Origin of the sequence: Catenuloplanes niger, assembly GCF_031458255.1 — a bacterium.
GTDB classification, from domain to species: domain Bacteria; phylum Actinomycetota; class Actinomycetes; order Mycobacteriales; family Micromonosporaceae; genus Catenuloplanes; species Catenuloplanes niger.
Window position 1 is genome coordinate 5,277,923 of sequence record NZ_JAVDYC010000001.1, and the last position, 22,844, is coordinate 5,300,766.

General features: G+C 72.1%; 17 protein-coding genes and 2 tRNA genes. 12 read left to right on the plus strand and 7 right to left on the minus strand.

Annotated features, from left to right (window positions below):
• Positions 1–28: 28 nt before the first annotated feature.
• From J2S44_RS23475 to J2S44_RS23490, 4 genes are all read left to right on the plus strand, one after another.
• A complete protein-coding gene (locus J2S44_RS23475; protein WP_310417857.1) occupies positions 29–1,732 on the plus strand; it encodes a copper resistance CopC/CopD family protein in 1,704 nt (567 codons plus the stop codon).
• A gap of 84 nt (positions 1,733–1,816) precedes the next feature.
• Positions 1,817–3,718 carry a hypothetical protein gene (locus J2S44_RS23480; RefSeq protein ID WP_310417860.1) on the plus strand — a complete coding sequence of 634 codons (1,902 nt, stop codon included), beginning with the start codon at positions 1,817–1,819 and terminating at the stop codon, positions 3,716–3,718.
• Between the two features lie 331 nt (positions 3,719–4,049).
• A tRNA-Met gene (locus J2S44_RS23485) sits at positions 4,050–4,123 on the plus strand.
• 527 nt (positions 4,124–4,650) lie between these two features.
• On the plus strand, positions 4,651–5,286 hold the full coding sequence (locus tag J2S44_RS23490) for a M15 family metallopeptidase (RefSeq protein ID WP_310417863.1): 636 nt from the start codon (positions 4,651–4,653) through the stop codon (positions 5,284–5,286).
• A 316-nt stretch (positions 5,287–5,602) separates the two neighbouring features.
• Here J2S44_RS23490 and J2S44_RS23495 read toward each other — a convergent pair.
• Positions 5,603–5,676, minus strand: a tRNA-Met gene (locus J2S44_RS23495).
• A gap of 205 nt (positions 5,677–5,881) precedes the next feature.
• Between J2S44_RS23495 and J2S44_RS23500 the strand changes: the two genes are divergently transcribed.
• Entirely contained in the window at positions 5,882–6,487 is a 606-nt protein-coding gene (locus tag J2S44_RS23500; RefSeq protein ID WP_310417866.1) for an ATP-dependent Clp protease proteolytic subunit, read from the plus strand.
• Between the two features lie 141 nt (positions 6,488–6,628).
• Here the strand turns inward: J2S44_RS23500 and J2S44_RS23505 are convergent, their stop codons facing one another.
• The 3 genes from J2S44_RS23505 to J2S44_RS23515 form a co-directional block, all read right to left on the minus strand.
• On the minus strand, positions 6,629–7,300 hold the full coding sequence (locus tag J2S44_RS23505) for a hypothetical protein (RefSeq protein ID WP_310417869.1): 672 nt from the start codon (positions 7,298–7,300) through the stop codon (positions 6,629–6,631).
• Between the two features lie 79 nt (positions 7,301–7,379).
• Positions 7,380–8,054 carry a response regulator gene (locus J2S44_RS23510; protein ID WP_310417871.1) on the minus strand — a complete coding sequence of 225 codons (675 nt, stop codon included), beginning with the start codon at positions 8,052–8,054 and terminating at the stop codon, positions 7,380–7,382.
• Positions 8,055–8,295: 241 nt separating this feature from the next.
• A complete protein-coding gene (locus J2S44_RS23515; RefSeq protein ID WP_310417873.1) occupies positions 8,296–9,162 on the minus strand; it encodes a spermidine synthase in 867 nt (288 codons plus the stop codon).
• Positions 9,163–9,311: 149 nt separating this feature from the next.
• Here J2S44_RS23515 and J2S44_RS23520 point away from each other — a divergent pair, with 149 nt between their 5' ends.
• The 3 genes from J2S44_RS23520 to J2S44_RS23530 all read left to right on the plus strand — a co-directional run bounded on the left by J2S44_RS23520 (position 9,312) and on the right by J2S44_RS23530 (position 14,366).
• Positions 9,312–10,862, plus strand: coding sequence for a DUF1800 domain-containing protein (locus tag J2S44_RS23520; protein WP_310417876.1), 1,551 nt, complete (start codon positions 9,312–9,314; stop codon positions 10,860–10,862).
• 33 nt (positions 10,863–10,895) lie between these two features.
• The gene (locus J2S44_RS23525; protein WP_310417879.1) at positions 10,896–12,125 is read left to right on the plus strand and encodes a DUF1501 domain-containing protein; all 1,230 of its coding nucleotides are present in this window, start codon (positions 10,896–10,898) and stop codon (positions 12,123–12,125) included.
• A gap of 123 nt (positions 12,126–12,248) precedes the next feature.
• Positions 12,249–14,366 carry a bifunctional metallophosphatase/5'-nucleotidase gene (locus tag J2S44_RS23530; protein ID WP_310417882.1) on the plus strand — a complete coding sequence of 706 codons (2,118 nt, stop codon included), beginning with the start codon at positions 12,249–12,251 and terminating at the stop codon, positions 14,364–14,366.
• A gap of 42 nt (positions 14,367–14,408) precedes the next feature.
• Here J2S44_RS23530 and J2S44_RS23535 read toward each other — a convergent pair whose 3' ends face one another.
• Both J2S44_RS23535 and J2S44_RS23540 read right to left on the minus strand, forming a co-directional pair.
• Positions 14,409–16,361, minus strand: a complete 1,953-nt coding sequence (locus tag J2S44_RS23535) for a 4-alpha-glucanotransferase (protein WP_310417885.1) — start codon at positions 16,359–16,361, stop codon at positions 14,409–14,411.
• 83 nt (positions 16,362–16,444) lie between these two features.
• Positions 16,445–17,725, minus strand: coding sequence for an ABC transporter substrate-binding protein (locus J2S44_RS23540; RefSeq protein WP_310417887.1), 1,281 nt, complete (start codon positions 17,723–17,725; stop codon positions 16,445–16,447).
• A gap of 168 nt (positions 17,726–17,893) precedes the next feature.
• Here J2S44_RS23540 and J2S44_RS23545 point away from each other — a divergent pair, with 168 nt between their 5' ends.
• From J2S44_RS23545 to J2S44_RS23555, 3 genes are read left to right on the plus strand one after another with little or no spacing between them, the layout of a single operon-like run.
• Complete coding sequence (locus J2S44_RS23545; RefSeq protein ID WP_310417890.1) at positions 17,894–18,139, plus strand: hypothetical protein; 246 nt, start codon at positions 17,894–17,896, stop codon at positions 18,137–18,139.
• A gap of 22 nt (positions 18,140–18,161) precedes the next feature.
• A complete protein-coding gene (locus J2S44_RS23550; RefSeq protein ID WP_310417894.1) occupies positions 18,162–18,992 on the plus strand; it encodes a phosphoribosylaminoimidazolesuccinocarboxamide synthase in 831 nt (276 codons plus the stop codon).
• A gap of 40 nt (positions 18,993–19,032) precedes the next feature.
• Positions 19,033–20,013 carry an acetylxylan esterase gene (locus J2S44_RS23555; protein ID WP_310417897.1) on the plus strand — a complete coding sequence of 327 codons (981 nt, stop codon included), beginning with the start codon at positions 19,033–19,035 and terminating at the stop codon, positions 20,011–20,013.
• Between the two features lie 57 nt (positions 20,014–20,070).
• Here the strand turns inward: J2S44_RS23555 and J2S44_RS23560 are convergent, their stop codons facing one another.
• Complete coding sequence (locus J2S44_RS23560; RefSeq protein WP_310417900.1) at positions 20,071–21,372, minus strand: family 16 glycosylhydrolase; 1,302 nt, start codon at positions 21,370–21,372, stop codon at positions 20,071–20,073.
• A gap of 152 nt (positions 21,373–21,524) precedes the next feature.
• Between J2S44_RS23560 and J2S44_RS23565 the strand changes: the two genes are divergently transcribed.
• Complete coding sequence (locus J2S44_RS23565; protein ID WP_310417903.1) at positions 21,525–22,463, plus strand: ribose-phosphate diphosphokinase; 939 nt, start codon at positions 21,525–21,527, stop codon at positions 22,461–22,463.
• Positions 22,464–22,844 lie beyond the last annotated feature (381 nt).

Sequence of the window (22,844 nt, forward strand, 5' to 3'; positions counted from 1 at the left end):
CACGAGGCCCACATCCGAACAACACGACATGAGGTGGGTACGGCTGGTCGCCGCTGTGGTCCTCGGTGCGCTGGTCGTGCTGATCGGCCCGGTCTCGCCCGCGTCCGCGCACGCGGTCGTGGTCGACACCGTGCCGGCGCGCGGCTCGGTGGTGGGCGCCGCACCCACCGCGGTCACCATCACGTTCAGTGAGGCGGTTCGGCTGGTCCCGGGCCGGGTCAAGGTCGTCGCGCCGGACGGGACACCGGTCACCGGCGGCGAGCCCACGCTGGCCGGCGCGGTGATGACCATCCCGATCGCGGCGGCGGAGCGTCCGCTCGGCACGTACACGGTCAGTTACCGGGTGGTGTCCGCGGACAGTCACCCGGTCGGCGGCGGCTTCTCCTACTCGGTCGGCGCGCGCTCGACCTTCGACGGCGCGGTCACCGGCGACGCGGTCGACCCGGGCGTGACGGCCGGCATCTCGGTCGCGAAGTACCTCGGCTACCTCGGACTCACGCTGCTGGTCGGGCCGGCGCTGCTGATGCTGTCGCTGTGGCCGCGTCGGCTGCTGCGCACACCGGCCGGCCGGCGCGGGCCACGGATCATGATGTTCGCCGGGGCCGGACTGATCGCACTGGGCGCGGTCGCGGCGATCTGGCTGCAGGCGCCCTACGCGTACGGCGGCGGACCGCTGGACGCGACCGCCGCCGGGCTCGGTGAGGTGCTGCTCAGCCAGTTCGGGCTGGCACACCTGGGCCGGCTGGCCGTACTGGCGCTGGCCGTACCGTTGCTGGCCGGTCTTGCTCCCAGCCTCTCCCGCGCTCCTCGTCTCTCCCGTGCGCGTGGCATCGCGCTGGCGGGCGTCGCGGTCGCGGGGCTGGTGACCTGGCCGCTGTCCGGGCACCCGATCGCGTCCCGGATGCCGGTCGTCACGGTCTTCGCGGACTTCGCGCACCTCGCCGCGATGGCGGTCTGGCTCGGCGGGCTGATCGCGCTGGCCGTGTTCCTGCTGCGCCGCGCGGACACCCGCGAGCTGCGGGTGATCCTGCCAGTCTGGTCGCGCTGGGCCGCGCTCGCGGTCTACTGCCTGATCGCCGGCGGCGTGATCCAGGTGCTGGTCGAGGTCGGCACGGTCGGCCAGCTGGTCACCACGCGCTTCGGTCAGCTGGTCCTGGCGAAGACCGCGCTGCTCGGCGTGGTGCTCGCGGTCGCCGGCGCGGCCCGGCTGCTGGTCCGGCGGCTGGTGACCGGAACCGCGACCGGCTGGACCGCGCGGCTGGTGCCGGGCGGGCCGCCGGCGGTCTGGCTGCGGCGGTCGGTCGCGGTCGAGCTCGCGGTGACCGCGGTGGTGCTGGCCGCGAGCGCGGTGCTGGTGCAGACCACGCCGTCGCGGAACGTGGGCGAGGAGGCGCCGGTGGTGGTGCCGGAGACGTTCAGCCAGACGCTGACCAGCCCGATCTACACGTTGCAGTACGAGATCTACCCGGTGCAGCGGGGCGAGTACAACACGCTGCACGGGTTCGTCTACACGCCGGAGGGCAAGCCGATCCCGATCGAGGAGTTCCGGGTGACGATCGCGCTGCCGTCCGCCGGGCTGGAGCCGATCGACGCGCCGATGGCGATCCTGGACGAGAGCCACGGGCTGGGGCCGGTCAACTTCCCGCTGCCCGGCGAGTGGACCGTGAAGTTCACCATCCGGATCTCGGAGATCGACCAGGCCACGGTGTCCGGCGTGGTTAACGTTCCGTAATTCTCCGATACTGGCACCTTCTTCGTTTTTCGTCTGAAAAATGAGCCCGTAGGGTATTTGTCTCTTCGGGAAGGGGCGGCGTTCATGACCACCCTCGAAGCCCCGGCCGCCGTGATCGACGACGACATCGACCTCGCCCGGCCGCTGCGCGTCTTCCGGTCCCGCCCGGCGCTGGGCGTACCGTTCTGGCGCTGGGAGTGCCGGGCCTGCGGTGACTCCGGCGGTGGCGGCAGCCATCCGGACGCGGTCGGCCGCGCACTCACCCACTGCGTCGAACATCCGAGCCATCCGTCCTCGCTGGTCCCGCCGGTCAACTGCCGGCAGGAGAACCCGCGGGCGCCGCTGCGCACGATCTACGAATGGCTGGTCGCCCGCAGCGCGCTGGAATCACCGGACGCGGACCAATTTCCGCTGCTGGTCGACGAGCCGGTCGACGACCCGGCCGGCGATCCGGTCGGTGATTCGGTCGGCGGGCCTCTCGGCGGGCCGGCGGCACCCGGTGGCGCGGGCGGAGCCGGATCGGACGGCGAACCGGACGACGAACTGGCGTCGCTCGGCCCCGTGGACGTCGAGTGGATCTCGGCCGGCGACCCGGTCCCCGCGGCGGACCTGGCGGCCCTGGCCTGGCTGACCGGCGACCACGCGCTCACCGGCGGCGACCTGGCGCGGACCGACGGCGATCTCGCGTCGGCCAACGGCGTACCGGCGCCGATCCGCGGTGATCTCGCGTCGGCCAACGGCGCTCCGGCGCCGATCCGCGGTGATCTCGCGTCGGCCGGTGGCGGTCCGGCCTCGGTTCGCGGTGAGCTTGCGCCATCCGGCGGCGATTCGGCCTCGGTTCGCGGTGATCTCGCGTCGGCTGGCGGGGATCCGGCGCCGGTTCGCGGTGATCTCGCGTCGGGCACCGACGATCACGTGCTGAGCGACGTCGATCTCGTGCCGCGCGCCGGCCTCTCGACGCTGCCCCGCGGTGATCTCGCCGGCGGTGGTCGTGCGCCGGCCGTCGCCGAGCCGGCTGGCGAGGAGCACGAATCCTCCGCCGACGAGCCTGCCGAGTCCGGGCGATTCAGCGGTGCGCTGGTGCAGCGGCGACTGGCCGACGGATGGGCGCGGGCACTGCCCGCGGGCTGGCCGCCGCCCGACCTCGCCGACGCCGGAACGACGGCGGCTGCACCGGCGGACACCGGTACGGCCGTGACGGGGACGGCGGAAGCGGGGTCGGCCGGAGCCGGTGCAACCGAGACCGAGGCGACAGCTGCGTTGTGCGAGACGCAAGCGGTGGCCGCGTTCGGCGAGGCGGCGTCAGCTGCGTCGGGCGTGATCGAGACGGCAGCCGCATCGCGCGGGACCGCGGCGGCCGCTGGGATCGCCGAGGCCGGATCACCGGCGGCCGAAGGCGACGTGCGCTCTGATCCCGGTCCCGGCGGATCGGGTGATGACGGCGCATCGGACGGCGACGGCGAGGCTCCCGACGCCGGTGCCGCCGCCCCCGGGTTCCGTGCCGGCGACACGCTGTCCGCCAGCCGGCGGCTTCCGCCGACGGACGGTATCGACGGCGACACCGGGCCGCTCGAAGCGATCGAAGCCGGATCGGCGGGCGACCGAGTCGCGCCGCACGAACCGGTCAGCGGTCCCATGATGCCGAACCGCGGATTTCCGCTTCCAACCGCCGGTCTCCTGCCGACCGCTGGTCTGTCGACCGTGGCGCCGGACGGCGACGCGGCCGCGGGCACCGGGTGGGACGCAGGCCCCGCTGACCGGCTGGCCGGCGAACCGGCCGCGGGCACTGACCGGACCACGGTTCCCGCTGACCGGCCGGCCGGCGAGGCGTCCGCGGGCACCGGGTGGGACGTAGGTTTCGCTGACCGGCTGGCCGGCGGCGCGGCTGCGGGCGTCGGCCGGGACGCGGGCCCCGGTGACCGGCTGGCCGGTGACGCGGTCGTGCAACGTGAGTTGCCGGGTCTCGGCGGTCACGTGACCGGCTGATCGTCGGGCCCGGACAGCGGCCCCCGCACCGAACTCCGGTGCGGGGGCCGCCGTCCGTGGTCACCGGTGGGCCGGCTGCTCCGCGCGTGGCATGCGCGCCGTCGCATCGGCCGGCTGGAGTCGTCGATGCGCGCCGAAATCTCCACCCGGCACCTCATCCTGGCCACCACGGCCGTCGCCGCCCTCGTCCTCCGCCCCACCATCGCCCCTGCTCCAGAGCCCGCACCCGCGTGATCCCACGGCACCCCGCCCCCAGTTGGCCCGGCGGAGCGAGGACCCCGATCAACGAATTCGCAGTTTCCGCCGATCCACGCTAGGGTTAACGAGCCGACGCGGGGTGGAGCAGCTCGGTAGCTCGCTGGGCTCATAACCCAGAGGTCGTCAGTTCAAATCTGGCCCCCGCTACGAGGGTCGAGGGCGTCATGTTCGCGGAAAGCGCGAACGTGGCGCCCTCTTCGCATTCTGCTCCGGGGCCGAGCCCCGGAGGCCCCGCGTGCCGGGGGCGTGCTGCGTGGCCGGCTGCCGGATATCTGCTGGCGTGGCTGCCGGGGCGAGCCCTGGGCCCGCGTGCCGGGGGCGTGCTGCGTGGCTGGTTGCCGGATGTCCGGTGGCGTGGCTGCCGGGGCGAGCCCTGGGCCCGCGTGCCGGGGGCGTGCTGCGTGGCTGGTTGCCGGATGTCCGGTGGCGTGGCTGCCGGGGCGAGCCCTGGGCCCGCGTGCCGGGGGGCGTGCTGCGTGGCCGGCTGCCGGATGTCCGGTGGCGTGGGCTGCGGGGAAGCCTTGGTGGGCTCCGCGTGCCGAGGGTGGCTGCGTGGCGGGCTGCCGGATGTCTGGTGGCGTGGGTTGTCGGGGCCGAGCCCTGGGTGCCGCGCGTGTCGTGGGTGGCTGCCGGGTGGCTGGTGGCGGAAGTGTGGGGACTGGGGGAGTGGGTTGATGATTTTGTTGTCGGATCCGGTGGTGGCGGCGGTTGTGCTGGGGGAGAACGGCGAGGAGCTGGTTGACGCGCGGGAGGTGCTGCGGGTCGACGAGCGGGCCGCGGAGGAGAGCGGACGGTTCGCGCTGCTGCGCCGTGGGGTGATCGAGCGACTGCTGAAGGCCCAGGCGGAGCTTCCGGACGGGTTGCGGCTGCTGGTCATCGAGGGATACCGGCCGTACGACGCGCAGCTGGCGATCTTCAACGGCTACCGCGACCAGTTGCGGAGCCGCTACCCCCACTGGCCGGACGAACGCGTGCACGTCGAGACGACCAAGTTCGTCTCGCCGGTGGAGGTGGCCCCGCACAGCACCGGCGGCGCCGTCGACCTGACGCTCTGCGACGCCGACGGCAACGAACTCGACATGGGCACCGCCGTCGACGCCACCCCCGACGACAGCGACAACGCCTGCTTCACCGCCGCCCCGAACATCTCCGCCGAGGCCGCCGCGAACCGACGCCTCCTGTCCGACGCCCTCACCTCAGCCGGCCTGATCAACTACCCCACCGAGTGGTGGCACTGGTCCTACGGCGAACGCTACTGGTCCCTCCTGACCAGTTCCCCCACCACCCTCTACTCCCCCCTCCGCCTCTAACCCAGCCCCCCAGGACCGCAACACGCGGTTTCGCCAGCCGCCCCGCCACCCGGCCACGCAGCCACCCCCGACACGCGGAGTCACACCAGGACTCGCCCCGGCGGCCCCGCCACCGGACATCCGGCAGCCGGCCACGCAGCACGCCCCCGGCACGCGGGCCCAGGGCTCGCCCCGGCCAGCCACGCCAGCAGATATCCGGCAGCCGGCCACGCAGCGCGCCCCCGGCACGCGGGGCCTCCGGGGCTCGGCCCCGGAGCAGAATGCGAAGAGGGCGCCACGTTCGCGCTTTCCGCGAACATGACGCCCTCGACCCTCGTAGCGGGGGCCAGATTTGAACTGACGACCTCTGGGTTATGAGCCCAGCGAGCTACCGAGCTGCTCCACCCCGCGTCGGCTCGTTAACCCTAGCCCGGGGATGTGCGGATGTGCAAAACGATTGCGGCCCGATTGTGTTTTGGCTGGTGGTGAGGCGTGGCCGCGGGTGTGCTGGGCAGGGCGAATAATGGTCGGTGTTCGCTGTGCGGGGAATCGCTTGGTTCGGGGGCCGCGGCGGCGGAGTGTTGACCGAGACGTTTATCCGAGGGGTGGTTTGCGCATGGACAGGGACGAGCTCGTGATGCGTGCGGGCGGCGGCAGCTTCGATGACGAGGTGTTCCAGCGGCTGCTCCGTGAGCGGATCATCTTCCTGGGCAGCCAGGTGGACGATGCGGTGACGAACCGGATCACGGCGCAGATGCTGCTGTTGGCGTCGGAGGACAGTGAGAAGGACATCTCGCTGTACATCAACTCGCCGGGTGGTTCGATCAGCGCCGGCATGGCCGTCTACGACACGATGCAGTACATCAAGAACGATGTGGCCACGATCGCGATCGGCATGGCGGCCTCGATGGGCCAGTTCCTGCTGTGCGCGGGCACGCCGGGTAAGCGGTACGCGTTGCCGCACGCCCGGATCATGATGCACCAGCTGTCCGGCGGCATCGGCGGTACGGCGGCGGACATCGCGATCCAGGCGGAGAGCATGCTGCACATCAAGAAGGTCATGAACGAGCGGATCGCGTTCCACACCGGTCGCACGCCGGAGCAGATCGAGCGTGACTCGGACCGGGACCGCTGGTTCACCGCGGACGAGGCCAAGGAGTACGGCATCGTCGACCACGTGATCAGCCGGGCGAACGCCGGAGCGGGCGCGAACCTGCTCTGAGGGCGACAGGGGTGGGGGTGGAACCGGCGCCCCCACCCTTGGTTCGCCGGTTCCACACCCACCACACGTGAGCCTTCTCCGCCGGGACCGGTGGAGAAGCCTCGTCGGACGGGTCGGTGGCAGCCGGCCCGCCGGGGAAAGTCAGTGCAGCGCGCGGCTGCGGTGCACGGCCGCGAGTGCGGCGTCCGCGTACTCCCGTTCCTGTTGGAAGCCGAGGAGCAGCGCGCCGGGGAGCGGCACGGAGCCGACCTTGCGCTGGAAGTTGGGGCCGTTCATCAGCCCGCCCAGCGTCGCGATCTTGGTTTCGTTGAGGCCGAGCACGTCGGCGTGCTGGATCCGGAAGCCGGCGATCGCCCGCCGCAGGATGTTGGCGAGGAAGCCGCCGCCGACGTCGCCGCCGGAGAGCGCGAGCGTGGGCCGTCCGCCGGCCAGCGCGGCGCCGCAGACCAGCAGCACTTCCTGGGTGGAGTGCACGTAGAGGTGGTACGGCCACTGGTAGAGCAGCTGGCCGACCATGGCCCGGCTGTCCCGGCGGCGGATCCACGCGCGGTGGCTCCATGCCCGGCCACGCTCGGCGCCGTCCTCGAGCTCCATCGGGCCGGCGAACGTGAGGCGCCGGTCGGTGACCATGACGGTCGTCGACGACGGCAGCGTCCACCGGACGGCGGAGCGGGTCATGGTCTCGCTGTACAGGTGTTCCGCGACGCTCGCCCGACCGTGCCACAGCAGCTGTTCGCCCTCGTGGAGCCGGGGTCCCTCGGGCAGCCGCGCCCCTTCCGTCAGGCGGAAGTAGGAGGACGAGTGATCGGCCATGAAAGAAACCTCCTCAATGCCCCACTCTGGTGGTTGAAGGCTCCACAGTCATGACACCTGTGCGGGGGTCAACCCCCGTTCAGTACCGATTGGACGCGTTTGACCGATATTCCTGGACATCGTCTGGTTTTATCAGACCGTCCTCGATTGCCCTAGCGAGCAACGCGGCCTTGGACGCGGCCGGGCGACCCGCCTTCGCGTACTTGATCCGGGCGCGGTCCACGTACTGCTTCACGGTGTGCTCGCTGATCTGCATGCGGCGGGCCACCGACGCCTTCGACATGGACTGGAACCAGAGCAGCAGCGCCTCGCGCTCCTTCTCGGACAGTGCGGGGCGCTCCGGCCGCCGGTCGCCGACCATGGCGCCGGCCAGCGAGGGCGCCACGTACGGCTGGTCCATCGCGGCGGCGAGCACGGTGGCGACGCAGTGCTCCTTGCCCTCGTTCTTCGCCAGGAACGCGACCGCGCCGGCCTCGACCACGCGGAGCACCGTGTCCGGGTCGGTGTGCTCGGAGTAGACCACCACGCGCAGGCCGGCCTCGCACAGCTCGGAGACCCGGTCGATCACCATGCGGCCGTGCAGGCTGAGGTCGAGCAGCAGCACCTTCACGTCGCCGGCGGCGGACAGCACGTCGTCGATGGACGAACCGGTCGCGACCACACGCATCCGCGGATCGTCGGCGAGCCAGGAACGCACGCCCTCGAGCACCACCGGATGGTCGTCGACAATCGCCACCGTGACGGGCGTGTCCACAGCGGTTCCTCCTACCGGTCGCAGCCGTCGGCCGAGAAGCCCTCGAAGTCCGCAATGATTGAACTCTGAATCAATTGGCGGACGCAAGGTCTGTATTGGAAATGCCTACTTCCGACACATCGAACATTGGCGACCGTCGCCGCGCCGGGCATTGGCCACCCGTCCGGGTTCATTAGCTGCCCATCCGGGGTTGTCGACCGCTGATCCGCCTTCGGAAGTGCCGCCAATATATCGAAAGACCTCAGATTTCGGGGCGCTCCGGCCGGAGCAGTTCCGGCGGCGGCGGGGAGGACTCCGCGTCCGCGTCGGTGACCACGCGGCCGCCGTCCGCGAAGCGGTCCAGTTCCGGGCCGGCCTCGACGCGGCTCGGGAACCAGTCGCCGGCCATCCGGCGGCGCAGCTCGGGCAGCGGCAGCGGGGTGCGGCCCGCGGCCACCACCAGGTTGCCGTACCGGCGGCCGCGCAGCACGGTCGCGTCCGCGATCAGGCACAGCTCGGGCAGCACCGCGCGCACGGTCGCCACCGCGTTGCGGCCGAACCGCAGCGGGGGACTGTCCGCCATGTTGAGGATGTAGCGGCCGTCCGGGCGCAGCACCCGGGCGACCTGGCCGACGAACTCCACCGAGGTCAGGTGCGCGGGCGTGCGGGCCTCGTCGAACACGTCGCCGATCACCACGTCGTACGCCGCGTCCGGGCTGCCGGTGACCACCTCGCGCGCGTCGCCCACGCGGACCCGGATCTTCGCGTCCTTGGGCAGCGGCAGCGTCTCGCGGATCAGCTCGACCAGCGCGCCGTCGATCTCCACCACCCGCTGGGTGGAGCCGGGCCGGGTCGCCGCCAGGTAGCGGGGGAGGCTCAGCGCGCCACCGCCCAGGTGCAGCACGCGGAGCGGGTCACCGGGGGGCGCGGTCAGATCGAGGACGGCCGCGATCCGGCGCATGTACTCGAACTCCAGCGCGGACGGATCGGCCAGGTCCACATGGGACTGCTGGGTGCCGTCCACCAGCAGCAGGAACGCGTTCTCCCGGTCCCGGTCCGGGACCACCTCGGCCACGCCGCCGCCGCGCACGATCCGGCGGACCGTGCCGTCCCGCTTCTCTCTGCCCACCCGTCAACCCTCTCGCGCCGCGTTGATCTCGCGCAAATATGAGAACCCGCGCCCATCTGAGAATCCGGTCGGGTGCGGTCCGGTTGCGGCCGGGGGCAGTCCGGTTGCGGCGGTTCAGATTACCGCCCGGCCCGGCGACATCTACCGGCATGACCGCACAGACCTCCCGGCGCACGCTGCTCGGCGCCGCCACCGCGGCCGGCGCGACCCTCGCGACCGGCGTGCCCGGCACGGCCGCGGCCGCGACCGGCACCGCCCGGGCCGCGGCGGCCGACCTGGTCGCCGTGGACCCGCTGCTGCACCTGCTGCGCCGTGCCACCTACGGCCCGACGCCGGCCTCGATCGCGGAGATCCGTTCGCTGGGCGCGGCTCGCTGGCTGGACCGGCAGCTGAACCCGGCCTCGATCGCGGACGACGCCTGCGCCGCGCTGGTCGCCCGGTTCCCGCTGGCCGGCCGGGACGTCACGGCGGTGCGCGCGGCCGCGAGCGCGGGCGTGTTCAAGACGTACGGCTGGGAGGCGATGTTCCAGCTCGGCACGGCCGCGGTCACCCGGGCGATCTGGAGCAACCGGCAGCTGTTCGAGGCCATGGTCGACTTCTGGTCCAACCACCTCAACGTCACCTGCCCGAACGGCGACGTCTGGGACAGCCGCCCGGACTACGACGTCACGGTGATCCGCCGGCACGCGCTCGGCCGGTTCGCGGACATGCTGAAGGCGAGCGCGCGGCACCCGGCGATGCTGACGTACCTGGACAACCGCTACTCGACGAAGGCCAAGCCGAACGAGAACTACGCCCGTGAGCTGCTGGAGCTGCACACGGTCGGGCTGGGCGCGCACGGCGAGCCGGACGTGCGCCAGGCCGCGCTGCTGCTCACCGGCGCGACCGTCAACACCAAGACCGGGCTCTACCGGTACGACCCGGCCGCGCACGCGACCGGCGCGATCACCGTGCTCGGCTTCAGCCACCCGAACGCGGACCCGGCCGGTGAGCCGGCCGTGACCGCGTTCCTCGACTACCTGGCCACCCACCCGGCCACGGCCGAGCGGATCGCCCGGAAGCTGTGCGTGCGGTTCGTCGCGGACGAGCCGCCGGCCTCGCTGGTCACCACGCTGGCCAAGGTCTACCTGGCGAACGGCACCGCGATCGCGCCGGTGCTGCGCGCGCTGTTCACGTCCGCGGAGTTCGCCGCGTCGGCCGGGCGCAAGCAGCGCACCCCGCTGGAGGACCTGGCCGCCACGGTACGGACGCTCGGGTTCGGCCCGGACGCGTCCGGCACGGCCGGGCTGACCTCGCTCTACTGGGCGCTGGAGCCGAGCGGGCACCAGCCGATGGCGTGGGCGCCGCCGAACGGTTACCCGGACGTCGCGGCCGCGTGGGCGTCGCCGTCCGGCCTGCTGACCCGGTGGAACCTGCACATGAACCTGGCCGCGAACTGGTGGTACAAGCAGCTGACCCGGCCGGCGTCGCTGCGGGCCGCGCTGGTGCCGACCGTGCCGGCCACCTACGGCGGGCTGGTGGACGCGCTCGCGCTGCGGCTGTTCGGGACGAAACTCGCGGCGGCCCATACCACCGCGCTCGCGGCCTATTTCGGAAAAAGCCCGGGAAGCGCGCTGAAATCGACCGACCCGGCGGTCAACGCCAATTTTCCGTACCTCGTCGCTCTACTCCTCGACTCGCCGTATTTCCTGGTGCGCTGACCGACGTACCCCCGATTGATTGGTGTGGAATTGATGACACTGCCGACCGAGTGCGGATGCGCGGAGAACAACGGGCTGACCCGGCGCGGGCTGCTGGGACGCGGGCTGGCGGCCGGGCTCGCCGGGCTGACCGGGGCCGGGCTCTCCAGCCAGCTGGCGTTCGCGGCCACGCCGCACACCGGTGACGTGCTGGTCGTGCTCTCGCTGCGCGGCGGCTTCGACGGCCTGTCCGCGGTGGTGCCGATCGGTGACCCGGACTACTACGCGGCCCGGCCCGGCATCGCGGTGCCGAAGTCGCGGATCGTGGCCGGCGACGCCATGTTCGGCCTGCACCCGGCGCTGGCCCCGCTGGCGCCGCTGTGGCAGTCGGGGAAGCTGGCCGCGGTGCACGCGGTCGGCCAGGCCGCGCCGAACCGGTCGCACTTCGCCGCGATGGAGGAGCTGGAGCGCGCCGCGGCCGGCACGTCCACGCGCACCGGCTGGCTGGACCGCATGCTGGGCGGCCTCGGCACGACCGGCGCGCTGGCCGGCGTCGCGGTGGGCTCGGCGCAGCCGCACCGGCTGCTGGCCGGCCCGTCGGCGGACCTGGGCCTGCGCGCCATCGACACGTTCACGCTGGGCGGCGAGTCGAAGAACAAGATGTCCACCGCGCTGTCCGCGCTGTACACGGGGGTGCCGGCCGAGCTGGCGGCACCGGCGCGGTCGGCCGTCGACGCGCTCGCCGCGGTCGGGGCGCTGCGCGGGATCACCAGCGACGTGACCTATCCGGACACCGAGCTGGGCCGGGCGCTGCGCGACGTGGCCCGCCTGATCAAGGGAGACGTCGGCCTGGTCGCGGCCGCGGTCGACTCCGGCGACTGGGACATGCACGAGGGGCTCGGCGCGCGCATGCACGACAACCTCGGGCAACTGGCCGCCGCGCTGGCCGCGTTCGCGGCGGACACCGCGGGCCGGAAGGTCACGCTGCTGACGATCAGCGAGTTCGGCCGGCGGGTGGCCGAGAACGGCTCCGGCGGGCTGGACCACGGGTACGGCAACGCGATGTTCGTGCTCGGCGACGCCGTGCGCGGCGGCCTCGTGCACGGCGCGTGGCCGGGCCTCGGCACCGGCCGGCTGGTCAACGGCGATCTCGCGGTGACGACCGACTACCGGACCGTGATCGGCGAGATCCTGCGGAAGCGCTGCGGCGTCTCGGCGACCGCGCTGGCCGAGGTCTTCCCCGGCGTCACGCGGCCGGAGCTCGGCCTGGTGCGGTCCACCTGATCACCGGTGCGGTCCACCTGATCACCGGCGCGGTCCACATGTTCATTGGTCGCCGGTTCACATGATCGTCAACTGCGGACCCTAGGATCACCCTCCAGCCATTCTTCCCGGAGGCCTCATCCGATGCGTCTGACCCCTTCCACCGCCGCGGTGGCGCTTGCCGGTGCCGTGGCACTGGTCGCCACCGCGGTGCCCGCCCAGGCGGCCCCGGCCACCGTGGACCTGCAACTGCTCGGCATCAACGACTTCCACGGCCGCCTGCAGTCGCCGGCGACCGTGAACGGCCAGGCGGTCGGCGGCGCGGCCCAGCTGATCGGCCTGGTGGACCAGCTGCGGGCCACGAACCCGAACACCGCGTTCATCTCCGCCGGTGACAACATCGGCGCGTCGACGTTCGTCTCCGCGATCAACGACGACAACCCCACGCTGGACGTGCTGAACGCCGGCGGGCTGGCCGTGTCGGCCGTCGGCAACCACGAGTTCGACAAGGGCATGACCGATCTGCTCGGCCGGGTCATCCCGCGCTCGCAGTTCGACTACCTGGGCGCGAACGTCTACTCCGGCGGCGTCCGGGCCCTGCCCGCGTACTCGGTGCAGGAGCTGGGCGGCGTCCGGGTCGGCTACATCGGCGTCGTCACCGTCCAGACCGCGGAACTGGTCAGCCCGGACGGCATCCGCGACGTCGAGTTCCGCGACCCGGTGGCGGAGGCGAACACGGTCGCGGCCGAGCTCTCCGACGGCGACGAGGGCAACGGCGAGGCGGACGTGGTCGTGCTCATCACCCACGAGGGTGCGGCCGCCGCGAACATCCGCTCCGCCGACGACCTGGCCGCCGACCCGGTGTTCGGCGGGTTCATGCGGGCCGGCGCGGACATCGACGCGATCTTCAGCGGGCACACGCACCAGCCGTACGCGTTCGTGGCGCCGATCCCCGGCACGAACCGGACCCGCCCGGTCATCCAGGGCGGCGACTACGGCAAGCTGATCAGCAAGGTCACGCTGACCGTCGACACCGCCACCGGCGACGTCACCGCCTCCACCGCGGCACTGGTCGACGTGGTCGGCGCGCCGTCCAACGGCACGGTGGCCGGCATCGTGGACGCGGCCGTGGCGAACGCGGCCGTGCTCGGCGCCCAGCCGCTCGGCAAGATCACCGCGGACGTCAAGCGGGCCTACACCGACGGCAACGAGAACCGCGGCCTGGAGTCGCCGCTCGGCAACTTCATCGCGGACGTGCAGCTGGAGGGCACCAAGGACGCCGGCCGGGGCGGTGCGCAGATCGCCTTCATGAACCCGGGCGGGCTGCGGACCGACCTGCTGTACGCGCCGGACGGCGTGGTCACCTACTCCGAGGCGTTCGCGGTACAGCCGTTCTCCAACGACGTGATCACCCAGACGCTTACCGGCGCGCAGATCAAGGCGGTGCTGGAGGAGCAGTGGCAGCCGGAGGGCGCGTCCCGGCCGAAGCTGCACCTGGGCGTGTCGAAGGGCTTCAGCTACCGGTACGTCGTGGACGCGCCCCGTGGCGCGCACATCACCTCGATCACGCTCGACGGCAAGCCGATCAACCCGGCCGGCACGTACCGGGTCACGTCGAACTCGTTCCTCGCGGCGGGCGGCGACAACTTCACCACGCTCAGCAAGGGCACGGACCGCGTCACCACCGGCGACAACGACCTGACCCTGCTCACCGCGTACCTGGCGAAGCACTCGCCGGTCACCGCGGACCCGGCGCCGCGCGCCACGACCGGCCCGGCCTGCACGGAGAGCGTGACCGGCACCCACCGCGGCGCGCTGACCGTCCGGTCCGGCCTGGTCTGCGTCACCGGCGCCACGGTCAAGGGCGCGATCACGGTCCTGCCCGGCGCGTCGCTGATCGTCGACGGCGGCACCGTGCAGGGCGCGATCACCGCGCTGCTCGGCGGCACCGTCGAGATCGACGACGCCACCGTGACCGGCGCGATCAGCCTGATCGGCAGCACCGGCGCGGTCACCGTCACCGACGGCACGATCAAGGGCGCGGTCAGCGTGCTCGCCGGCCGCGGCGGCGTCACGCTCGACACGAACACGGTGACCGGCGCCGCGCTGCTGAGCGGCAACACCGGCACCGCGGTCAACACGGTCGCGGCGAACACCGTGACCGGCGCGCTCGCCTGCACCGGCAACACGCCGGCGCCGGTGAACGACGGCCGCCCGAACACGGTCCGGGGCCTCGCCCTCGGCCAGTGCGCGGGCCGGTAGCGGCATCGCACGACGGGGGCCCGGCGCGATCGCGCCGGGCCCTCAGTGCGTGTTGAGGGTCTTGACGATGCGCTCGACGCGCGGGTCCGCGCGGAACTCCTCCAGCGTGACCGGCAGCGGGATCCGCCAGTTCGGGTACTGATCGACCGTGCCCGGCAGGTTCGGCTGCCGCAGCTCGCCCAGCACGTCGTACGGCGACGCCACCACCAGGCGGCACGGCGTCGCGGCCAGCGCCTCGTGCATCGCCGCGATGATCTCGGCGACGGACGGGTCCGGTGCGGTCAGGAAGCCGTCCGCGCGCAGCAGCGCGATCAGCTGCGCGCGGTCCCGCCGCGCCTCCGCCTCGGCCTCCGACACCGGGCCGGCCAGCTGCTCCAGCTCGGCCCGGACCCGGATGTGCTCCTCGGTCAGGAAGCCCGCGGCGGTCGGCAGGTCGTGCGTGGAGATCGAGGCCAGCGCGTTCGGCTGCCAGTCGGCCAGCGGGACGAAACCGTCCGCCCAGGCGTCCGGGTCGCGGGCGAACCACATCACCGCGGAGCCCAGCATGTTCCGCCGCTGCAGGCCGCGGGTCACGATCGGCAGCACGGTGCCCAGGTCCTCGCCGATCACCACGGCACCGGCCCGGTGCGCCTCCAGCGCCAGGATGCCGACCATCGCCTCCGGGTCGTACGTGACGTAGGTGCCGTCCGCCGCGCCCGCGCCGGGCAGCACCCACCAGAGCCGCCACAGCCCGGCGACGTGGTCCACGCGCAGGCCGCCCGCGTGCCGCAGGATGCCGCGCAGCATGTCCCGGTACGCCCGGTAGCCGGTCGCGACCAGCTGGTCCGGACGCCACGCGGCCAGGCCCCAGTCCTGCCCGAGCTGGTTGAACGCGTCCGGCGGCGCGCCCGCGTGCACCCCGGCCGCGAGCACGTCCTGCAGCATCCAGCCGTCCGCGCCGCCCGGGTCGATGCCGACCGCGAGGTCGTGCACGATGCCGACCGGCATGCCGGCCGCGGCGGCCGCCTCGTTCGCGGCCGCGAGCTGGGCCGCGCACAGCTCCTGCAGCCAGCAGTGGAACGCGACCCGGTCGGACAGCTCCGCGGCGAGCGCGGCCACCGCGTCACCGGCCGGGTGGCGCAGCTCGGCCGGCCACTGTCGCCAGTTCGCGCCGTGCACCTCGGCGATCGCGCAGTACGTGGCGTACCCGCGCAGGTCCTGATCGTCGGTGCCGGCGTAGCCGGAGAGTGGGAAGAGCAGTTCGAGCGCGGCCCGCTTGGCCCGCCAGACCTCGTCGTAGTCGATCAGGTCGCCGAGCGCGGGCCGCAGCGCGTCGATCTCCGCCTGCTTCGCCGGGTAGCCGGGCACGTCGGAGACGCGCAGGTAGAGCGGGTTCCAGAAGCGGCGGCTGGACGGCGAGTACGGCGAGGACGGCACCGGGTGCACCGGCGCCGGCGCGTGCAGCGGGTTGAGCAGCGTCAGCCCGGCACCCGACTCGCCGGACCAGGCCGCCAGCGTGCGCAGGTCGCCGAAGTCGCCCATGCCCCAGGAGTCCGCCGAGTGCACGGCGTAGAGCTGCAGCATCCAGCCCCACGCGCGCGGCGCCTCGGGCAGCGCGTCCGGCACCACGACCAGCGTGACCTCCTGACCGGCGCAGGCCAGCGTGTGCCAGCCGAGCGGCAGCCCGGCCGGCAGCCCTGTACCGACCTCGCGGGAGGTGCCGTCCTCGAACGTGATCACGCCGGGGGCCGGCAGCTCACGGGCGGCGGACTCGCGCAGCACCACGGTGCCGGGCAGCCGGCCCGGGTCGTGTGCGGCGCGGACCGAGGCCAGCGCGGCCGCGACCGCGTCCGGCGTGGACGCGTCCACGCCGAGCAGGCGCAGCGTGCCGGTGACGGCGGCGCGGCTGACGTCGGTCGGCTGTCGGCGCCAGTTCTCGTACCAGGTGGCGACGCCGTGTGCCTCGGCGAGTGCCACCAGATCGGGCTCCAGCTCCCGGTTGACGTACGTCTCCAACGCGATCCTCCACCCGTGCCGAAACCTGCGCCGTGCCTACCCTTTCACGGCGTCGGCTAACGCGGGTGGTTACGCACCGGCGGTCATCTGAGCGCGGCGTTCGCCTCCGTGACGAACTGTCGCGCGGCGAGGGCCGGCGTGAGCGTCTCGCTCTGCGCGGCCTCGGCGGCCTCGACCAGCGCGGCCCGGATCGCGCCGTGCCCCTTCGGCGGCGGCAGCGGCGCCTTGCCGTACCGGGTGCTCATCTCGTTGGTGTACGCGATCGACGCCTTCATGACCGGGTCGTTCAGCGAGATCTCCAGCGCGCGCCGGTTGCCCAGGTTGGGGGCGAGACCGCGCTCGGTGCCCAGGATCTCCGCCGCCTCCGGGTCGTTGACCAGGAAGTCGATCACGTCGGCCACCACGTCCGCGTGCGCGGTGTCGCGGTACCCGCTCCAGTACATCGAGGCGCGCGCCCAGGCCGCGTCCTCGCCGCCCGGGTAGGCCACGATGCCCAGCTCGCTCTTCGTCTTCTGCTGCATCTCGGGCAGCTGGTTTGACCACATGAACGAGGTGGCGGCCTTGCCGGTGACCACGAGCTGCTTGGTGGCGTCGCCGACGTTCGCCTCGTGCACGACCGGTGCGGCCGGCGTGATCCCCGCGGCGCGCGCCTCCTGCCACAGCGTGAACCAGGCGGTCACGTCCGCCTCGGTGAAACCGAGCGCGGAACCGGCGTAGAACTCCTTGCCCTGGGCGCGCAGCCAGAGCCAGAACGCCTTGTAGTCGGCGGACGGGTCCATCGTGCCGGCCACCGCGCCCGCGCTGCGCTCGCTGACCTGCGCGGCCCACGCCAGGTACTGCGGGTAGTCCATGCCGTTGGTCGGCGCGGCCACGCCCAGCCGGTCGAGCAGCGTCTTGTCGTAGACCAGCGCGGCCGTGTTCTCCGCCGCGGCGACGCCGACCTGCGCGCCGCCGACCCGGCCGTACCGCACCAGGCCGTTGGAGACCTGGGTCAGGTCGATCCGGTCGTCCGCCACGTACGGCCCGAGGTCGAGCAGGTAGTCACGCTGTGCGAACTCGGTGAGGTAGTTGTCGTCGATCTGGAACAGATCCGGCGCGTCACCGCCGTCGATGCGTTCCGCCAATTTGTCGAAATAACCGGAATTGGGCTGGGAAGCGACCGAGAAGGAGACCTCCGGATGCCGCCGGTGATAGAGATCCAGCACCTGCTGCGTCAGTGCGACACGCTTGTCGCCGCCCCAGAAGAAGAACGTGAGCCGCACCTCCGCCGCGTCGGCGGCGCCACCGGTGTCGCAGGCGGCGGCACCGAGCGCGAGCGTCACCGCGGCAATCGTCCGCAGCAGGGTTGATCTGGAAAGGCCCATGATGTCTCCAGCCCGACACGAGTGACGCCTCATTAAGTCCGCGCAGGGGCAACCTGTCAATATCCGTCCTGTCAGCGGCAGCCAGTCTCCGCCGTCCGGCGATTCCTGAAACGACGCCCGAACGGGGGTCAGGTCGCCATCCTTGCGAGAGAAGGTCAAGATGGAGGTATGGCTGACCTGAAGCGCTGGACCGCCCGACTGGGTGCGTTGTTCACCACCCTGACCCTGAGCATCCTCGTCCCGGCCGCGGCCTGGGCGAGCACCAACGGCGTCGCCGACGCGCTGATCGAGGAGCGGCGCCGCCGCGGCGGTGGCGGTGGCTTCTTCCTCTTCGGCGCGGTCTGCTGCGTCGGCGTCGTCGTCGTGATCGTCGTCGTCCTCCTCCTGGTGTCCCGCGGCCGCCGGCGCAAGTAGCGGTCGTGATGTACTACCGGGCGTGGAGCTGCTGCATTCGGGCAAGGTTCGGGACGTCTACGCGGACGGCGAGGATCTGATCCTCGTCGCGTCCGACCGCATCTCGGTCTACGACGTGGTGCTGCCCACGCCGATCCCGGACAAGGGCAAGATCCTTACCCAGCTCTCGCTCTGGTGGTTCGACCAGCTCGCCGATCTGATCCCGCACCACGTGATCAGCGCGACCGACGTGCCGGAGGAGTGGGCCGGTCGCGCGATCCGGTGCAAGCGCCTGCGGATGGCGAAGGTCGAGTGCGTCGCGCGCGGCTACCTGACCGGCTCCGGCATGAAGGACTACCTGGCGACCGGCGTGGTCTCCGGCGTGCGGCTGCCGGCCGGCCTGGTGGAGGCGTCGAAGCTGGCGGAGCCGATCTTCACGCCGAGCACCAAGGCGCCGATGGGCGAGCACGACGAGCCGATGACCTTCCCCGAGGTGGAGAAGGAGGTCGGCGCGGACGTCGCCGCTCAGCTGCGGGACATCACGCTGGACGTGTACCGCCGGGGCGCCGAGATCGCGGCCGAGCGCGGCCTGATCATCGCGGACACCAAGCTGGAGCTGGGCTGGGACGCCGACGGCGTGCTGACGCTCGGCGACGAGGTGCTGACGCCCGACTCGTCCCGGTTCTGGCCCGGCGCGGACTACCGGCCCGGCCGCGTGCAGTTCTCGTTCGACAAGCAGTACGTGCGCGACTGGTCGATGTCCACCGGCTGGGACAAGACGCCGCCCGCGCCGGAGGTCCCGGCCGACGTGGTCGAGGTCACCCGCGCCCGCTACGTCGACGTCTACGAGCGGATCACCGGCACCCGCTGGTGAGGTGCCTCGCGACCCGGTACCTCCGGTAATCTGCCGCCTTATGGCGCTCTTCGATCTCCCGCTGGACGAGTTGCGGAACTACCGGCCCGAGCCGCACGTTCCCGACGACCTGGACGCGTTCTGGGCCGAGACGCTGGCCGAGGCGCGGTCCGCCGCCGCGCCCGCGGTCGCCACGCCGGTGGAGACCCCGTTCGCGGGTCTGCGCACCTACGACGTGACGTTCACCGGCTTCGCCGGGCAGCCGGTCAAGGGTTGGCTGAACGTGCCGGCCGCCGCGGACGGCCCGCTGCCCGTGGTGGTCGAGTTCATCGGCTACGGCGGTGGCCGCGGCCTGCCGCACGAGTGGCTGCTCTGGGCGTCGGCGGGCTACGCGCACTTCGTGATGGACACCCGAGGGCAGGGTGCCGGCTGGCGCGGTGGTGACACGCCGGACCCGGGCCCGGACGGGGCCGGGCCGTCGCACCCCGGCTTCATGACCCGGGGCATCCTCGATCCGCGCACCTACTACTACCGGCGTTTGTTCGCGGACGCGGCGCGTGCGGTGGAGAGCGCGGCCGACCTGCCCGGCGTGGACGCGTCCCGGCTCGCGGTGACCGGCCACAGCCAGGGCGGCGCGCTGTCGCTGGCCGCGGCGTCGCTCGTACCGTCGCTGGTCAAGGCCGTGGTGTCGCAGGCGCCGTTCCTCTGCCACATCCGCCGGATGGTCGGGCTGACCGACAGCGACCCGTTCAACGAGGTGGTCCGCTTCTTCCGGGTCAACCCGGGGCGGATCGAGACCGCGCGGCGGACGCTGGACTACATCGACCTGCTGCACCTGACGCCGAAGGCGACCGCGCCGCTGCTGGCGTCCGCCGCGCTGATGGACGCCACCTGCCCGCCCTCGGGGATCTTCGCCGCGGTGAACGCGTACGGCGGGGCGGAGAAGGACATCGCGGTCTACGAGTGGGACGGTCACGAGGGCGGCCGCGCCGACTTCCACGGCCGGAGCGTCGCGTTCGTGAACGGCGTGCTCAAGGGATGACAGCAGGAGCGGGCCGCGGTGGAACACCGCGACCCGCTCCGCTTCCGAGCCGTGTCGTTACGCCCGGTTCCACTTCTGGTTCGGCGTGCCCGCGCAGTCCCACAGCTGCAGCTTCGCGCCACCGGCCGGGTTGCTGCCGCGCACGTCGACGCACTTGTTCGCGGCGATGTTGACCAGGTCGCCGGCGCCGCTCAGGGTGAACTGCTGCCAGCCCGAACCGTTGCAGTTGGCGAGCTGGATGTTCGTGCCGTTGGCGGGGTTGCCGCCGGCCACGTCCATGCACTTGCCGACCGCGGTCAGCGTGCCGTTGCCGTTGAACGTCCACTTCTGCGCCGCGGTGTTGTTGCAGTCCCAGATCTGCAGCGGCAGGCCGTCCTGCGACGCGCCGTTCGGCACGTCGATGCAGCGGCCGGACTGCACGCCCTTGAGCGAGACGCCGCCGGTGGCCGGCGGGGGCTGGGTGCCGCCGTCGTACGAGTAGACCCGCACGTAGTCCGCGACCAGGCTCTGCGGGAACTGGGTGCTGCCGTCCGGGTTGCCCGGCCAGTTGCCGCCGACCGCCAGGTTCATGATCATGAAGAACGGCTTGTCGAAGACCCACCGGTTGCCGTTCAGGTTGGCCGGGGTCTTCCGGGTGTACTCGACGCCGTCCAGGTACCAGACGATCAGGTTCGGCGACCAGTCCACGGTGTAGGTGTGGAACGCGTCGCCGAGCGGCGCGTTGTGCACCTTGGAGCCGGTCAGGCCGCCACCGCCGGAGTAGCCCGGGCCGTGGATGGTGCCGTAGACCGTGTTCGGCTCCTTGCCGACGTTCTCCATGATGTCGATCTCGCCGCTGTTCGGCCAGCCGACCGAGCCGATGTCCGCGCCGAGCATCCAGAACGCCGGCCAGATGCCCTGGCCCTTCGGCAGCTTCAGGCGCGCCTCGAACCGGCCATACGTCTGGGTGAACTTGCCGTTCGTCATCAGGCGGGCGGACGTGTACTGACACGAGCCGTAGTGGCACTGGTAGCCGGCCGGGTTCTCCCGGCGGGCGGTGATCACCATGTTGCCGTTGCCGTCCAGCGCGGAGTTGCTCGCGCTGTTCGTGTAGTACTGCAGCTCGTTGTTGCCCCAGCCGTGACCGCCGGTCTCCTGCACCCACTTGCTGCCGTCCGGCCGGGTGCCGGCCGCGCCGTTGAACTCGTCCGACCAGACCAGCGTGCTGGCCGCGGACGCTTCGGGTTCGCTGTTGGTCAGGTACAACGCGCCGCCGAGGCCGGTCGCGACGACGGACAGCGCGAGCAGCGCGCGGCCGATCTTGCTGCCGATGAACCAGCGGGCACGGCGGGGTCGGTGTGCCCCGGGTATCCGGTGCATGTGGGCGCACCTCCGGTCGAATCAGATGGTTTGTGGAACATCTGGATACGACCTCATCGATGCCGGTGTCGTCAAGAGAGCGCTCTCAAATTTAGGGCAGAGTTAGGCCGGGCCTGCTCAGTGGTGATCAGCGCGTGGCTAAGCTGCTCGCCGTGCGTGACATCGCAGTGTTCAGCGGAAGTGCCCACCCGGAGCTCGCCGAGGAGATCTGCAGCCACCTCGGCGTCCCCCTGCTCCCCACCCGCGTCTCCCGATTCGCCAACGACTGCCTGGAGGTCCAGCTACAGGCCAACTGCCGCGAGCGCGACGTCTTCCTGATCCAGCCGCTGGTGCCGCCGGTCCAGGAGAACCTGGTCGAGCTGCTGCTCATGCTGGACGCGGCGCGCGGCGCGTCCGCGGCCCGGACCACGGTCGTGCTGCCGCACTACGCCTACGCCCGATCGGACAAGAAGGACGCGCCACGCATCTCGATCGGCGGCCGGCTCGTCGCGGACCTGCTGAGCACCGCGGGCGCGAACCGGGTGCTCGCGATGACGCTGCACTCGCCGCAGGTGCACGGCTTCTTCAACATCCCGGTCGACCACCTGCACGCGCTGCGCGAACTGGCCGACCACTTCAAGCAGTACGACCTGACCGACACCGTGGTCGTCTCGCCCGACCTGGGCAACGCCAAGGAGGCGGCCGCGTTCGCCCGCATGCTCGGCACGCCGGTCGCGGCCGGAGCCAAGCAGCGCTTCAGCGACGACAAGGTCAAGATCTCCGCCGTGATCGGCGACGTGGTGGACCGCGACGTGATCGTCCTGGACGACGAGATCGCCAAGGGCAGCACCGTGATCGAACTGATGGACCACCTTCGCGAACTCAAGGTTCGCTCGATCCGCCTCGCCTGCACCCACGGCCTCTTCTCCAGCGGCGCGCTGCAGCGCCTCAGTGACCAGCCCGGCGTGGCGGAGATCGTCTGCACGAACACGGTCCCGATCCCCGCGGTCAAACGCGTCCCCAAGCTCCGCACGCTCTCCGTCGCCCCGGCCCTCGCCGAGGCCATGCGCCGCATCCACAACGGCGAGTCGGTCAGCGCGCTGTTCCACTGACAAGAACCGCAGAAGCGCATCTTCCCGCTTCCGGCGTGGCCGGGTCCCCAGTGCTCCCGCGGGCACCGGTCGTCGCTGGCGCTCCTCCCTGCCGGTCCCGCGGTGGTCCCGAAAACCCCGGTGGCGAGGCGGTCCGGGAAACCTCAGCGCCGTTGTGGTCCGGGATGCCGCGGTGCCGCTGTGGTCCGGGATGCCGCGGTGCCGCTGTGGTCCGGGATGCCGCGGTGCCGCTGTGGCGCCGGAAGCCGCAGTGTGGGGCGCCTCGGTGCCGTGATGGTCCTGGGCCCGGGTACCGCTGGCGGTCACGTGAATCTCGGTGCCGCGGTGGTCCCGGAAGCCCGGTCCCGCGGTGGTCGCGGAGGCCCGGGCGGTGTGCCGTCT